We start from the raw sequence: 13109 nt of genomic DNA on the forward strand, positions 1-13109 counted from the left end.
TGGGCACTTGCCACCGGGCGGTCCGTCACCGCTCTCCTCAGCGGCTCAAGGAGACTTCCATGACCCCGACTGCATCACTGTCCGCCCACGCGGATTCCACGGACCAATGAAGGGTGACCCGATGAACGCCAGGCAGTTGTGGCTGGGCGCTGTGGTTCTCGCCACGGCAGGCGCAATAGGCGCCGCGCTGTTGATGTGGCGCCCGGCGATCGCGCCGGCCGAACCGCCACAACGCTTCGACGCCGCCCAGGTGCAACGCGGCGCGCGGGTCGCCGAAGCCGGCGATTGCGCGGTGTGCCACACCCGCCCCGGCGGCCGCTACCTGGCCGGCGGGCTGGCGCTGGTGACGCCCTTTGGCACGCTCTACAGCACCAACATCACCCCGGACGCCGAGACCGGGATTGGCCAATGGTCATTGCCGGCCTTCGAGCGGGCGATGCGCGAAGGGGTCGCCCGCGACGGGCATTTGCTGTATCCGGCCTTCCCTTACGCCTACTACCGACGCATGACGGACGGGGACATCACGGACCTCTACGCCTATCTGATGAGCGGCCCCGCCGTGCATTCGCCGGCCATGCAGAACCGGATGAATTTCCCGATGAACATCCGCCCGCTGGTGTCGTTCTGGAACCTGCTGTTCCTGCACGCGGAGCCCTTGGCGCCCGTGGCACAGCAATCCGCAACCTGGAACCGTGGCCGCTATCTGGTCGAAGGCCCCGGCCATTGCGCCGGCTGCCATTCTCCGCTCAACCCGCTGGGCGCCGAGCAGTCCGCCCAGCATCTTGCCGGCGGGATGGTGGACGGCTGGCAGGCGCCGTCCCTGCTGGGCCTGGCCGACCGGAACGCGCCCTGGAGCCGCGAGCAATTGGCCGGCTACCTGCGGGCTGAGGTGGTCGAGGACCATGGCACCGCCGCCGGGCCGATGCGACCGGTCAGCCTCAGCCTGGGCACCATGCCGGGCAGCGACGCCGAGGCCATTGCCGACTACCTGCTGAGCCTCAAGGACCCCGCTCCCGCCGCACCCGCTTCAGCCACCGCGCGCCCTGCCGAGGTGGTCGAGCAGGCGCCTGGCGCCCAGCTGTTCCAGAGTGCCTGCGCCGGTTGCCATGGCCCGGCCGCGCCGATGCGCCAGATCGATGGGCGCCCGGCCCTGGCGCGGACGTCGGCGCTGCATGCCTCAAGCGCGCGCAACTTTCTCAAGACCGTGCTCGAAGGCGTGCCCGCCACCCCGGGGTTGCCCGGCCCGGTCATGCCGCCCTTCGCCGCCAGCCTGGACAACCAGCAGCTGGCGGCGCTGGCCTCGTTCCTGCGCGAACAGGCCAGCCCGGGCCAGCCGTGGGCCGACCTTTCCTCCACCCTTCACGAATTACGCCAGGAGGCGCAATGACCCACATGACCCTCAACGTCAACGGCTCGCCCCATGCGCTGGAGCTGGAGCCCGACATGCCGTTGCTGTATGCGCTGCGCAATCACCTGGGGCTCAATGGCGCCAAGTACGGTTGCGGCCTGGGACAATGCGGAGCCTGCACGGTGCTGGTGGATGACCAGCCGGTCTTCTCCTGCCTGACACCCTGCAGCGGCCTGGAGGGCAAGGCCATCCGCACGGTGGAGAGCCTGGGTACGGCGGTGCGTCCGGGGCCTTTGCAAAAAGCCTTTATCGAGGCCCAGGCCGCCCAGTGCGGCTACTGCATCGCCGGCATGCTGATGCGCGCCCAGGCGCTCCTGGAGCGCGACCCTCATCCGGACGAAGCCACCATTGGCGAGCATATGGCGAGCAACCTGTGCCGCTGCGGCACCCACCTGCGGATCATCGACGCCATCGGTCGCGTGGCCAGGCAAGAGCGGAGCGCCCCATGACCCGGCACGATGAAGTCGACCAGGGACGCCGCGCGTTCCTGCGTGGTGGTGCGCTGATACTGGCGTTCACCCTGGTCCCGGCGGCGCGCCAGGCGCTGGCCGACAGCGAAGTCGATACCCTCGGCACACTGGTGCTGGCGCCCGATCTCCCGGGCAGCCTGCGCACCAATCCCTACCTCGATGCCTGGATCCGCGTCGCGGCCGAAGGCGTCACCGTGTACACCGGCAAGGCCGAATTGGGGACGGGGGTGAAAACCGCGCTGTTGCAGATTGCTGCCGAACGCCTGGACCTCGCGCCAGGCGCGATCACGCTGCTTACCGCGGACACCGCCCTGACGCCCAACGAAGGCTACACCGCCGGCAGCCACAGCATTTTCGACAGCGGCACGGCCCTGTTCAACGCCGCGGCCCAGGTCCGGCAATTGCTGCTGGCGTCGGCGGCACGCAGTTGGGCCGTCGACGCCGCGCTGCTGACGACGCACGATGGTGTGATCCAGAGCCCGGCCGGGCAGCGCATGCCCTATGCCGAGGCGGTCAAGGGCGTGGACCTGCACCACTATGCGCAGGCGCAATCGCCCTCGATGCCGCCGTCCGCGTTCAAGCTGATCGGCCATTCGCTGCCTCGCCTGGACATCCCGGCCAAGGTCAGTGGCGGCGCCGCGTTCGTCCAGGACCTGCGCCTGCCGGGCATGCTGCATGCCCGGGTGATCCGCCCGCCCCGCCCTGGCTGCGCCCTGGAAGCCTTCGATGCCGAGGCGATCAAGGCCCTGCCCGGCGTGGTGCGGGTGGTGCAGGACGGCAACTACCTGGCGGTGGTCGCCCGGGATGAGTGGCAAGCCATCAAGGCGATGCGCAGCGGCTATGAGCTGGCTCGCTGGAGCGCCGGAGAAGCGATCCCCGAAGCCCGGGACATCCACGCGCTACTGACCCGCCTGCCCGCGCGCCGCTACCCGATCAGCCATGAAGGCAACCCGGCGGCCGGCGCCAGCACCCGCTATCGCGCGCGGTTCAGCAAGCAGTACCTGATGCACGGCTCCATCGGCCCGTCCTGCGCCGTGGCCTGGTTCAAGGACGGCGTGCTCACGGTCTGGACCCACACCCAGGGGGTCTACCCGCTGCGCGCGGGGATTGCCGAGATGGTCGGGCTGGCACCAGAGCGGGTGCGCTGCATCCATACCGAGGGCTCCGGGTGCTACGGCCACAACGGCGCGGACGACGCGGCGGCCGATGCCGCGCTGATCGCAATGCGGCTCGTCGGCACGCCGGTGCGGGTGCAGTGGATGCGCGAGCAGGAAAACCTCTGGGAGCCCTACAGCAGCGCCATGCTCACCGAGGTCCAGGCCAGCCTCGACGCCCAGGGCCGATTGCAGGACTGGGCCTATGAGCTGTGGACCACGCCGCACAACGAACGCATCGTCAATGCCGGCCGCTTGATTCCCGCGCGGCTGCTGGCCCGGCCATTCGTTTCCGCGCCGTCGATTCCCATCGCCCAGCCCGAAGGGGATGGCGATCGCAATGCCGTGCCGCTGTACACCCTGGCGTCCACCCGCATCGACATGAATTTCGTCACCCGCATGCCGTTTCGCACCTCCGCCATGCGCTCGCTGGGGGCCCACATCAATATCTTCGCCATCGAAGCCTGCATCGATGAACTGGCCGCCCGGGCCGGCGCCGATCCGGTGGCCTTGCGCCTCGCCCACCTGAGCGACCCGCGGGCACGGGCGGTGGTCGAACGGGTGCGGGACGCCAGCGGCTGGCCGCACAAGGGCCAGGAGCCCGGCGCGGGCATCGGCTTCGCGTTTGCCCGCTACAAAAACATCATGGGCTACTGCGCCATCGCCGTCCTGCTGCGGGTGCATCCACAGACCGGCGAGGTCCAGCTCGATCGAGTGGTCACAGCGGTGGACGTGGGCCAGATCGTCAACCCCGATGGCCTGCGCAACCAGGTGGAAGGCGGCATCGTGCAGTCCGCCAGCTGGACCCTGTTCGAAAAGGTCGGCTACGACCCGGGCGGTGTGCGCAGCTACGACTGGAGCGGTTATCCGATCCTGCGTTTTCCGCAGTTGCCCCGGCAGGTCGAGGTGCATTTGCTCGATCAGCCGGGACAGCCGTTCCTCGGCGCCGCCGAGATCGTCCAGGGCCCCATGGCCGCCGCCATCGGCAATGCCGTGGCCAATGCCACCGGCCGGCGCTGGCTGAACCTGCCCCTGACCCGCTCCGAGCAGCCGGCCTAGCCTGGAGTCCGGCCGCCACTTCGGTGGCGGTCCTTTCGCACGCTGCCAATGTCTCGAGGATCGAGCGGGCCAATCGCCGCGCTCACCGTCGGCTGCCCGCTCGCCGCGCCATGCATCCGTTGCCCTTCAGGGCGTTGCGTTTCACGCAATGCAGCGTAGAGCGGCGGCTGGATTATCAACCACGGCCCGGCGGATTAGGTTAGTGCCCAGCAAAGACACGCATTCGGCAATCACCTGTTGTTCAACCAGGCACCGTCCGCCTGAGCACCCACCGCATCCCGATCGATGCCCTCATAAGGAAATACCCCATGACTCAGCACCTGTTCCAACCCCTTGCGGTCGGCCCCTACACCCTGGCTCACCGCGTGGCCATGGCCCCTCTGACCCGCTCCCGCGCCGGCCAGCCGGGCGACCTGCCGACCGCCATGAACGCCGAGTATTACCGGCAACGCGCGAGTGCCGCGCTGATCGTTACCGAGGCCACGCAGATTTCCCGCCAGGGCCAGGGCTACGCCTGGACCCCGGGAATCTACAGCGATGCCCAGGTGGCGGCCTGGCGTCAGGTGAGCACCCAGGTGCACGAAGCCGGCGGGCTGATTTTCATGCAGCTATGGCATGTGGGGCGTGTCTCTCACCCGAGCTTCCAGCCTGACAACGCCCTGCCGGTGGCGCCCAGCGCACTGCCGGTTCCAGGCAAGACCTTTATCGTCGACAACGAGGGCAACGGCGTCTGGGGCGATGTGCCGGTGCCGCGCGCCCTGCAAGTGGCGGAGATCGCGCAGATCGTCGACGACTATCGGCGCGCGGCGCGTAACGCCCTGAAGGCCGGCATGGACGGCGTGGAAATCCACGCGGGCAACGGCTACCTGCTCGACCAGTTCATCAACAGCAACAGCAACCAGCGCGAGGACCAGTACGGCGGCAGCGTGGAAAATCGCGCCCGGCTGTTGCTGGAAGTCGTGGAGGCCGTCGCCGATGAGGTGGGCGCCGAACGAGTGGCGGTACGCCTCACTCCCATGGGGCGCTTCATGGGCATGGGCGACGCAACGCCCGAGGCCACCTTCGGCCATATCGTCCGCTCCCTGAACCGCTGGCCCCTGGCCTACCTGCACCTTGTGGAACCGGCTGTGGTCGGCACCGTCAAGGACGAGAACTTCGACCCGCGCTGGGACGCGATCATCGGGCAACTGCGCACGGAGTGGAAAGGCGTGCTGATGCTCGCCGGCGGCTACGATCCGCAATCGGCGGAGCAGGCCCTGGCCGCCAACCGCGCCGACCTCATTGCCTTTGGCCGCCCCTTCCTGGCCAACCCCGACCTGCCCCGGCGGATCCGCGACGGGCTGGCGCTGAACGCACCCGACCCAAGCACTTTCTTTGGCGGCGACCAGCGCGGATACATCGACTACCCCGTTCATCCATAAGGAGCGATCCCGGGGACCCTGCTCCCGGGTTCATCGAATCGGCCGCACTTGCGGGGGCGGCCGATACCCGGCGTGCAAAGGGCGGCTTCGGCTTATCGGGGCTGCTCGGGGCCGGTTCCGCCTGCCGGGCTGGACGCGATAGCCTGCCGAAGCGTTTCCAGTGTCGCGGGCTTGAACAGAATCTCGTCCATGCCAGCGGCCTTGCAGCGCTCCACCGCACTCGCCTCGATGCTGGCCGTCAGGGCAATGATGCGACAGCGTCGCAGGCCGCTGTGGGACTCCTCCCAGCGGATCCGCCTGGCGAGTTCGAAGCCGTCCATTCTGGGCATCATGCCGTCCGTGAGCACGATGTCGAAGTCCGCGCTCAGCCAGCGTTTGAAGGCTTCCTGCCCGTCTTCCGCGACCACGACTCGATGCCCCAGGGTCTCAAGCTGGGTGTTGAGGGTGACGCGATTGAAGGCGTTATCTTCGGCCAGCAAGATGGACAATGGCTGCACTTGGGCAGAAACGGGCGGCTCCTGCTGCGCAGCTTCGCCCTCGACAGCGGCTGGAGGGTCGCAGATGGGCAGGCTCAATTCGAGGCTGAAGCAGGATCCTTTGCCAGGTTCGCTACGCGGGTTGATCGTGCCCCCCATCAGTTGCACCAGGCGGCGGCTGATGTTCAGCCCCAGGCCACTTCCGGACATCTGCCCAGTGCCTGGTACGCCCACCTGGGAGAAGGGCTTGAACAGCTTGCCCATGTCTTCGGCGCCAATACCGATGCCCGTATCGATGACATCGAGGTCCAGGCGCAAGCTGTCCCCCTCACGGCGGGCGCGGGCCTGCAGGGTGACGCCTCCGCGCTCGGTGAATTTGATGGCGTTGCTGAGCAGGTTGAACAGCACCTGCTTGAAATGCAGCGGGTCCAGCAGCACCCATGCCTGCAGGTCGCCTTCCATCTTGACGTCCAGGGTCAGGCCTTTTTGTCGCGCCATGCCCGCGACAACCGATACGACGCCTTCAATCTGGTTTTTGATGAGCACCGGCTCAGGAAACGAATCGATCTTTCCAGACTCGATGCGAGAAATATCCAGCACATTGCCCAGCAGCAACAGGAGCCCCTGGGCCGCTTCCTGGGCCACGGACAGGGATACGCTGTCGGCCTCCCCCTGGTTCGCTCTGCGCAGGGCGAGTTCCTGCAGGCCGATGATCGCGTTCAGCGGCGTGCGTATCTCATGGCTCATCGTCGACAGGAAGACGCTCTTGGCCTGGTTGGCGGCCTCGGCCCGTTCCTCGGCCGCCCGGGTCCTGCGGACCTGGCGTCGCAGGTAGAAGGCCCAGATCAGCGAGATGGCGATCAGGATCGCGAAGAGGCTGCCCAGCTGGAGAATCTTGTCGCGATGGTCACGCCAGAAGTCGCTCCCGCCCCTGGAGAAACGCGGCTCCCAGGCTTTGACTATTTCCGCGACCTCTTCAGGCGTGATTGCCAGCTGCGCCTTCTCCAGGATGCTGCGCAACTCCGGCTGGTTCTTCGCCACCCCGATGCCAATGGGCGTGGAGGTGCTTTGCAGGATCCCGGTGACCTGGATGCGATTGTCGAAGTACTGGGCCGACAGATAGCGGCCGGTGTAGTCGCTGCTCAGGTACACCTCGTTCTGCCCAGAATCGACCGAGCGCATGGCCTCGAGGAACGTGGGGTATACCTTGAGCTGAATCGCCGGATAGTCACGTCTTATGGTATCGATGAAAAAGTAGCCTTCACCCGTCGCCAGCGTCTTCCCATTCAGATCGGCAAGCCCGGTGAAACGCCTGCCGGCGTGGCGGCCAGCACCGGCCGCGGTCATCAGCACGGTGGAGCTGCGCAGGTACGGCGGCAAGACATCCAGTGGCGTCTCGAACAGCTCGGACTGAGGCATGGCCGGGGTCAACAGCACGCGCCCCTCGGCGATGAGCTTGTTGGTTTCAAGGGTGTTTGGCGTGCCCAGGTAGGAGAACTTCAGGCCGCTGCGCTGGCTGATCAACTCCAGGTAGTCGCGGCCAATGCCGGTGACGTCGCGATCCCGTCCCAGCTCGCCCAGCGCCCCAAGCGAGTAATTGATGGCCACGGGGACCTGCGGGTGGCTGTCCAGCCAGCGCTGTTCCGCGGGCGCCAGCTTCACCCGCGCTTCGTCGATGCTCAAGCGGCGGCCGGCGCTCCAGCTGCGCAGGATGTCGTCCCCATAGCGCTTGGATATCCTGGGGATCGCCCGGTCGATGATGCCCCTCAGCGGCTCGTCGCCCGGACGCAGAAGGAAGCGGAAACCCTGGCTGTCGACAGGAGCGAAGTTGTCGATGCGCAGGCCCAGCAGGTAATGGGTTTGAATCAGGTAATGCGAGGACAGCGCATCCCCCAACACTGCGTCGACATCTCCCAGTACCAGCGCTTCGAGCGCGCGTTGGGGCGAGTCGAAAAGCTCGACCTTGCTATGGGGATAGACCTCCCGTACCGCCTGTTGCTGAAGATAGCCGACGGTCATTCCCAGAACGCTACCGGCCTGGTCGGGATCGAAGGGCTGGGCCTGCGACGTCACCAGCACCGGCCGGTCGGGCAGATAAGCCTCGCTGAGCAGCAGGCCATTTTCCCGGCCTTCGACATCGCTGCCCACGCCCAGCAGGTCGATCTCGCCACTGCGCAAGGCCGCCAGCGCGGAGGCCCGCGACGAGTAGGCGCGCACCTTGGGCGGCCGCTCGAACATCAGGGCCAGATAGTCGGCGGTGATGCCCTGGTAGCGGTCGCCATAGAGCACTGACAGGGGCGGATAATCGAGACGCACGACCCCCACCGTGAGCGGCCCCCGCCCTTCCAGCCACTGCCGCGTCCTGGCATCCAGCCAGGGGTGACTGCTGGTGGTCATCCGACCGGACAACGCGATGTCTTGCGCGTGAGCCGGAAATATCGGTGAAAGAAAACCCAGCAACAGAATGCCGATAGCTGCGAGGGACCTCAGTAGCATGGGGGAACCTTCCTTGAGGTACTTGCGGGATTTGCGGCAGGTGGCGATCCGCAGGCGGTCACTGCGGCGCGGTCGAAAATGTCGTGAACTCAACTGCAACTCTAGGTCTTGGTGGCTTTGCCGACAGCAAATAGCCCATCCTAGACCATCGAAGGCAGGGGCTGACAGACGAATACCGCACAATGAGCAGTACTGCCTCTCACCCCCTCCATGATTTATCTGAATTGGTCAGCCCAATTCGCGTTGGCTTGATATTCCTGTCGGCAGGCTTGCTGGGGCAGATCTACGGCAGCCTCGTTGCGGGGCGTTGGGGCCTGGGTTACGCCCTCATGCCACGGGTGGTGATCTATGCCGCGACCGCGTTGCGGCTGGCCACGGTCCCGGAAGGAACTCGAGGGGTACCTTCGAATGGCTCGATGTGGGAAGGATATCGGCCCATCTTCACCTTGCTCGGTGTTCGCTGGAGAGGGTGGCCGGATTGTTCTCGCCAGAGGTCAATATCGAGGTCGAAGCGGTATTCGCATTACCTGGCTGAGTTCGGCCACGGAAGCTGTGGATGGCCCTCATCGAAGAAGAGGCGCCATCCCGGTATCGCCTACCCGTTTTGTGCCAGCAATTGGCATGCCCGGCGTTCATGCTCGACTCCAGGCAGGACACCGAGTACAGCCAAAAGTCATAAGACGTCCTCTTGCCAAACCAGAATACCCAACTAATGTTCCCACCAATCAATCCATGCCTGAACACACCGGTTTGTGAGTCGAAAACCATCTCCCACAAGCCTCGATACAACGCCATTTAACCTAGACACCGACCAGGGAGTTTCGCAACCATCATGGAAGAAACCCTTATCCTGGTGGATCAGGATGATCGCCCGACGGGCTTTGCCGAAAAGCTCTTCGTCCATCAAGAAGGGCTCTTGCACCGGGCATTCTCGATTTTCATCTTCGATCAACAGGGCCGTTTGCTGTTGCAGCAGCGAGCGCTCACCAAGTATCACTCTCAAGGTTTATGGACCAATACCTGCTGCGGCCATCCCCGCCAAGGCGAGGAAACCTGCAGCGCCGCCAGACGCCGGTTGCGTGAGGAAATGGGCATAGCGTGCGAGCTCCGCGCCGTGGCGCATCTGCTCTATCGCGAGCCGGTCTCCAATCAATTGATCGAACATGAATATGACCATGTGTTTGCCGGTATCTACTCTCAAGACCCGGCCGCCAATCCCGACGAGGCCCAGGCCTGGCAATGGCTGAGCCTGGCCGAACTGTCGCAGCGCATCAGCGTTGCCCCACACACGTTCAGTGTCTGGTTTCGCAAGATCTTCGAGCGTCACGCAATCGCCGGCCTGCAAGATTGGCAGGCACAGGCGCAAGACAAGCTCCTCTAGTCGATGCGGCCACTGCTGTGTCACGCCGCAGAAGCAGCAGCCGGGGCCGATCCCTCGGCCCTGGCCATGGCCAGCACTGCGTTGGAGATTGCGCCTTCAAGGCACCGCCCCCCGTTGCAAGCTCCTGGCCTCAGGACAACTCGTATTGCTGACGGTTGTTCAATACCCGTTGAGCCTGTTCGCGGTCCAGGTCGCCGACCTTATCGGCCACCACCACGGTGGCCACGCAATTGCCAATCAGGTTGCCCGCCGCGCGTGCCATGCCGATGAACCAGTCAATCGACAACACCAGCACCAGGCCGATCACCGGAATGCTTGGGACTGCGCTCAGGGTCGCCGCCAGGATCACGATGGCCGAGCCCGGCACGCCGTGCGCGCCCTTGGATGTCACGAGCGACACCCCGAGCACCAGCAGCAGGTCACCTATCGACAAGGGGGTATTGGTGGCCTGGGCAATAAAGACCACCGCCAGGGTCAGGTAGATCGAGAAGGCATCGAGGTTGAACGAATAGCCGGTGGGCACCACCAGCCCCACCACTGATTTTTTCACGCCCAGGACTTCCAGCTTGCGCATGATCTGCGGTAGCACCGAGTCCGAGGAGGCGGTGGCCAGCACGATGGTCAGCTCCTCGCGCAGGTAGGCAATGAACTTGAACACGTTGATCCCGGCATAACGCAACACCGCCCCCAGGATCACGAACACGAATATCAGGATCGAGGCGTAGAACAGCACGACCAGGGAAATCAGCTGCTTCATCGAACCGACGCCGTACTTGCCAACGGTGTAGGCCACCGCCCCTAGCACGCCCAAGGGCGCCAGCCGCACGATCAGGCCCATGGCCTTGAACAGCACCTTGGAAATATCGTCGATGAACGAGGTCACGCGCTCCGCGCTTTTACCCCCCACCAATGCCAGGCTGATGCCGAACAGCAAGGCAAAGAACAGCACCTGCAATACATCGTTGCGGGCCAATGCATCGATTGAGGTCGTGGGAATGATGTTCAGGATGAACGAACCGATGCCGCTGCCCTGGAGCTTGTGGGCATTCTCCGAATAGCTGCTCATGGCCCCGGCATCCAGGGTCGTGGTGTCGATGTTCATGCCATGCCCGGGCCCGAATACGAACGCCAGCAGGATGCCGAGAGCCAGGGCGATGGTGGTCATGATCTCGAAGTAGATCAGCGCCACGCCCCCTACCCGCCCGACGTTTTTCAGGTCGCCCGTACCGGCGATCCCGTGCACCACTACACAAAAGACGATGGGTGCGACGATCATCGAAATCAGCTTGAGAAAACCGTCGCTGAGCACTTTCAGCTTTACCGCGAAATCAGGCACCAGTACGCCGAGCACAATCCCCAGCAGCAGGGCCAGCAACACCTGCGAAAAGAGTGATCCATACCAGGCCCTGGCCGGCGGTTTGACTGCGCTCACAGCATTTGAGTCGTGGTTCATGATGTTTCTCCGTCAAGAATCAACCGAGTCCCTCGCGGCTCGACAACGCTGTCGACCCGCGGACTGCCCCCCTCTTCAGCGACTCAGGTCGACTTCTGCCCGGATGAATATCGGGCGACCGAACCACAGCGAAGTCACTTGAAGAATGCATCGTGCAAAGCAGCCCCCATGCCACTTCCCGCGGAAAATCATGGATTTATTATTTACCGATCGAAAAACAAGGTCTTACAGGTCTGACCAGTAAAAGAAGCTGTTCGACTCGTCAGTTTTCTCCAGACTCGCAATCGTGCGCAGGTGGAGGCCCACGCCTCAAGACAGCGCAATCTCCCCCGCCGCCCGGGCCATGGAAGCGTGCACGAATGCTCTGAAATGGGGAGTTCAAGCCGTGAGCAGGACTGCTCGGCTACAAAGATGGCAGATGGATGAGTCCCACCCTTCATAGAGACTCGATCCAGATAAAGCTTGCAGGGTATCCCGGCGGCGGCCAGCGCCGCTGGCGGCAGGTTAGCAACAGCCCTGGCTGGTTGTCGGCCGACGTACCTGACCGTACACCGCCAGGCAATGCACCTGGCTGACCCAATGGCTGGGCACGGGCGTCCAGGACTGGGGGTCGTTGCCGGCCTCATCGGTCGGTTGAATCACCTCGCCCTCCAGCAGCGGGCGATAACCTGGCTCTGGTGTGGGCCGCACGCCAATAACGCCGCCCGCCGCTACGCCTGGGGCAACATCCAAAGGTTGTTGCGTAGAGCGCTTCAAATCCATGCCGCTGAACTCCTGTGGGATGACGTTCAAGCGCGAAGCAAAACGCGCGCCACAGACTTGCTCAGGCAGGTGCGAAAACTAATGCGACGAGACATAGACAGATGGCGTGGACGGCGCAGGCAACGCATAGGTCGCCTTCATCCATTCGATCTCCGCCTGGGGCGTTCGGCCGAAGAAGCGTTTGAACTCGCGGCTGAATTGCGAGGCGCTTTCGTAGCCTACGTTGAAGGCCGCCGTCGAAGCGCTCATGGCGTTGCGCAGCATCAGCAGTCGCGCCTGGTGCAAGCGCGTCGACTTCAGGTACTGCATCGGAGAGGCGTTCGTCACGCTGCGAAAGTGCAGGTGAAAGCTGGGCACGCTCATGCTCGCTTCCTGGGCCAGGGACTCCACGTCCAGGCGCTCCTGGTAGCAACTGTGGATCTTGCGGATCGCGCGAGTGACCTTGCCGAAGTGCCCCTGGCGATTGAGCGCGACATGCATCGAGCCGCCCTGCTCGCCCGTCAGGATGCGGTAATAGATTTCCCGCACCAGCGATGGCCCGAGTATCTGCGCGTCACCTGGAGTACTCATCGCCTCGAGAAAACGCAGTATCGAGGCGCGCAGCAGATCGTCCATCGGCGAGGCATACATCCCCTTGGGCTGGGCGTCGCTGGGCCCGAGGACTTCATCCATTTGCAGCATCAACTCGCTGGCCACCTGCAAGTCGAGACGCATGTAGACCGCCAACATAGGCTCTGCCTCACTGGCGTCAGTCTCCATGGTGAACGGCACGGGGACCGACACCACCAGGTAATGCTGGGCGTCATAGACGTAGACGTCATCACCCAGATAGCCACGCTTGCGCCCTTGGCACAGGATGACGATGCCCGGGTCATACAAAACCGGAGTGCGAGTCAGGGGCCGGTTCGAACGCAGGAAACGGATATCCTCCAAAGCGCTGAGGTTGTAGCCCTCGATCGGAGCCAGCTTTTCCATCAACTGCACCATGCGCGTAGTCTGTGAATCGGCCTGATTCATTGACGCCCCCTT

General features: G+C 64.4%; 9 protein-coding genes. 5 read left to right on the top strand and 4 right to left on the bottom strand.

The genetic code is table 11. The features are described 5' to 3' along the window. The first annotated feature begins 121 nt into the window (after window positions 1–121). The 4 genes from BM019_RS24680 to BM019_RS24695 all read left to right on the top strand — a co-directional run bounded on the left by BM019_RS24680 (window position 122) and on the right by BM019_RS24695 (window position 5512). Window positions 122–1387, top strand: a complete 1266-nt coding sequence (locus tag BM019_RS24680; RefSeq protein ID WP_092421019.1) for a cytochrome c — start codon at window positions 122–124, stop codon at window positions 1385–1387. After that, window positions 1384–1857 carry a (2Fe-2S)-binding protein gene (locus tag BM019_RS24685; RefSeq protein ID WP_062822763.1) on the top strand — a complete coding sequence of 158 codons (474 nt, stop codon included), beginning with the start codon at window positions 1384–1386 and terminating at the stop codon, window positions 1855–1857. Before BM019_RS24680 ends, BM019_RS24685 begins: the two co-directional genes overlap by 4 nt. Continuing rightward, window positions 1854–4091 carry a xanthine dehydrogenase family protein molybdopterin-binding subunit gene (locus BM019_RS24690; RefSeq protein ID WP_092421022.1) on the top strand — a complete coding sequence of 746 codons (2238 nt, stop codon included), beginning with the start codon at window positions 1854–1856 and terminating at the stop codon, window positions 4089–4091. The genes BM019_RS24685 and BM019_RS24690 overlap by 4 nt, the downstream gene beginning before the upstream one ends. Before the next feature lie 308 nt (window positions 4092–4399). Beyond that, a complete protein-coding gene (locus tag BM019_RS24695) occupies window positions 4400–5512 on the top strand; it encodes an alkene reductase (RefSeq protein ID WP_092421025.1) in 1113 nt (370 codons plus the stop codon). Between the two features lie 92 nt (window positions 5513–5604). On the opposite strand, the gene BM019_RS24700 is transcribed toward BM019_RS24695, so the two are convergent. Continuing rightward, window positions 5605–8484 carry an ATP-binding protein gene (locus BM019_RS24700; RefSeq protein WP_092421028.1) on the bottom strand — a complete coding sequence of 960 codons (2880 nt, stop codon included), beginning with the start codon at window positions 8482–8484 and terminating at the stop codon, window positions 5605–5607. 832 nt (window positions 8485–9316) lie between these two features. On the opposite strand from BM019_RS24700, the gene idi reads away from it, so the two are divergent. Continuing rightward, window positions 9317–9865, top strand: a complete 549-nt coding sequence (idi, locus tag BM019_RS24710; RefSeq protein WP_092421031.1) for an isopentenyl-diphosphate Delta-isomerase — start codon at window positions 9317–9319, stop codon at window positions 9863–9865. A 130-nt stretch (window positions 9866–9995) separates the two neighbouring features. Here the strand turns inward: idi and dctA are convergent, their stop codons facing one another. The 3 genes from dctA to BM019_RS24720 form a co-directional block, all read right to left on the bottom strand. Continuing rightward, on the bottom strand, window positions 9996–11318 hold the full coding sequence (gene dctA, locus BM019_RS24715; RefSeq protein WP_092421034.1) for a C4-dicarboxylate transporter DctA: 1323 nt from the start codon (window positions 11316–11318) through the stop codon (window positions 9996–9998). A 504-nt stretch (window positions 11319–11822) separates the two neighbouring features. After that, window positions 11823–12080, bottom strand: coding sequence for a hypothetical protein (locus tag BM019_RS30625; protein ID WP_124298114.1), 258 nt, complete (start codon window positions 12078–12080; stop codon window positions 11823–11825). A 78-nt stretch (window positions 12081–12158) separates the two neighbouring features. Beyond that, the gene (locus tag BM019_RS24720) at window positions 12159–13097 is read right to left on the bottom strand and encodes an AraC family transcriptional regulator (RefSeq protein WP_092421037.1); all 939 of its coding nucleotides are present in this window, start codon (window positions 13095–13097) and stop codon (window positions 12159–12161) included. Window positions 13098–13109: the final 12 nt, after the last annotated feature.

This window comes from Pseudomonas sp. NFPP07 (genome assembly GCF_900115645.1).
GTDB classification, from domain to species: Bacteria; Pseudomonadota; Gammaproteobacteria; order Pseudomonadales; family Pseudomonadaceae; genus Aquipseudomonas; species Aquipseudomonas chlororaphis.

Excerpts from the sequence above, each read along its gene's own strand:
- BM019_RS24680 (WP_092421019.1), top strand. The coding sequence starts at position 122 with ATGAACGCCAGGCAGTTGTGGCTGGGCGCTGTGGTTCTCGCCACGGCA.
- BM019_RS24685 (WP_062822763.1), top strand. The coding sequence starts at position 1,384 with ATGACCCACATGACCCTCAACGTCAACGGCTCGCCCCATGCGCTGGAG.
- BM019_RS24690 (WP_092421022.1), top strand. The coding sequence starts at position 1,854 with ATGACCCGGCACGATGAAGTCGACCAGGGACGCCGCGCGTTCCTGCGT.
- BM019_RS24695 (WP_092421025.1), top strand. The coding sequence starts at position 4,400 with ATGACTCAGCACCTGTTCCAACCCCTTGCGGTCGGCCCCTACACCCTG.
- BM019_RS24700 (WP_092421028.1), bottom strand. The coding sequence starts at position 8,484 with ATGCTACTGAGGTCCCTCGCAGCTATCGGCATTCTGTTGCTGGGTTTT.
- idi (WP_092421031.1), top strand. The coding sequence starts at position 9,317 with ATGGAAGAAACCCTTATCCTGGTGGATCAGGATGATCGCCCGACGGGC.
- dctA (WP_092421034.1), bottom strand. The coding sequence starts at position 11,318 with ATGAACCACGACTCAAATGCTGTGAGCGCAGTCAAACCGCCGGCCAGG.
- BM019_RS30625 (WP_124298114.1), bottom strand. The coding sequence starts at position 12,080 with ATGGATTTGAAGCGCTCTACGCAACAACCTTTGGATGTTGCCCCAGGC.
- BM019_RS24720 (WP_092421037.1), bottom strand. The coding sequence starts at position 13,097 with ATGAATCAGGCCGATTCACAGACTACGCGCATGGTGCAGTTGATGGAA.